Raw genomic sequence first — 1,677 nt, forward strand, 5'->3', positions numbered from 1 at the left:
ACAAAGTTATAAAAAATAATCCTTTCTAACGAGATTTTGAAAGGAGGGTATTTTTGCAGTTACTTTTATCAAATTTTATATAGAATATTCTTAATTATTCATGTAAAATTATCTCAACAGACAAAATTTTTATTCATGTAAGTATTGTAGTATTAGATTGCAATATATTTTAGGGAGGATAGCTTATGATTCAAAAAATACCACAATCAGAACTAAAAGTAATGAAATTTATTTGGAGAAAAAATGATGAAGTGACTTCTAAAGAAGTTATTGAAGCTATGGAAAATAAACATGATTGGAAACAAACAACTACACTAACACTTCTATCAAGACTTGTGAAGAGAAAATTTTTATCTGCTGAAAAAGTTGATAGATACACACACTATAAAATTATAGTTGGGAGTAGAGAATACTTAAACTTTGAAACGAAAGATTTTATGAGTAATATACATGATGATTCACTAGAAAGTATATTTGTTTCGTTACATGAAGATAATATTTTAGAAAAAGAAAAATTTGAGCATCTTATAGAAATAGCAAATGACTTGGATAAATAAATGGATACTTTATTTGAGAATTTATTAAAAACAACAGTTATAAGTAGTTTAGGTATTTGTATATTAATAATTTTAAAAACATGTCTATTTAAAATATTTAGTAAAAAATTTAATTATTATATTTGGCTAATTATTCTTTTTAGAATGTTACTTTTTCCAATTTCTTATTCTATTGAATTTACTACAAAAACAGAAGAAAGTTATACTCTAATTGATAATATAACTAATTTTAATAATAATCATACAAATAAAAACTTCACATTTTTATTTGTATGTATTTGGATAATTGGATTTGCATTTTGTTTATCTCGTTTATTAATTAAATATGTAAGATTTAAGGATCTCATCGTTGATACCTCTTTTGAGGTTGAAGATGAAAATATAAATCGTACTTACAGAGAATTACTAGCTGAATTAAATATAAAAAATAATATTCCTCTAAGGTATACAGATGAATTAGCCAGTCCAGCAGGTGTAGGATTATTTAGACCATATGTATTTTTATTGGATCTCCCATACAACAAGGAAAATGTTTACTGGATTTTAAAACATGAGTTAACACATTTTAAACATAGAGATATCTTTATAAAATTCATAGTGGTTTTTGTAAAATCGCTTTATTGGTTTAATCCTTTTGTTTATATTATGAGCAGGAAAATAAATTCTGATTGTGAACTATGTTGTGATGAAAGTGTTATTAATGAATGTTCGCCAAAAAAGAAAAAAGAATATGCATTAACTATTTTACATGCAATTGAGCTAAGTAATTTAAATAATATGGGTATGTTGGTAACAGAGTTTAAAAAAACAAACTTAGAAATAAGAATAAAAAATATTGGTAAAAAAAGAGGTAGACGTGGAATAGTTCTTGCTATTTTAATATTTATAAGCTCATGTTTTTCTTTTATTGATATAAATGCACAAGCACCAATAAATAAGAAAATTTTATCTGAAAATAAGGGTGTTTCTTCGAGTTCTGGTCATACTTTTGGAACTACAGATTATACATATGCCACTGCTCCAGCTAATGTTAGAAAAATTTATGAAGAAAAATGTAAAAAAATAGGCAAAAAACCCAAAGATTCTGATAAAATAGAAATATCTAATGCATATTCTACAA

Annotated in this window: 2 protein-coding genes; both read left to right on the forward strand. The window is 24.5% G+C overall.

Annotation, left to right across the window (positions count from 1 at the left end; translation table 11 throughout):
* Positions 1-185: 185 nt before the first annotated feature.
* On the forward strand, positions 186-557 hold the full coding sequence (locus KGF42_RS19000; protein WP_227826898.1) for a BlaI/MecI/CopY family transcriptional regulator: 372 nt from the start codon (positions 186-188) through the stop codon (positions 555-557).
* Positions 558-1,677 (forward strand): M56 family metallopeptidase (locus tag KGF42_RS19005; RefSeq protein ID WP_227826899.1); only part of this gene is annotated, 1,120 nt, incomplete at its 3' end.

It is taken from the genome of Clostridioides sp. ZZV15-6383 (genome assembly GCF_020657735.1).
Lineage (GTDB): Bacteria > Bacillota > Clostridia > Peptostreptococcales > Peptostreptococcaceae > Clostridioides > Clostridioides difficile_D.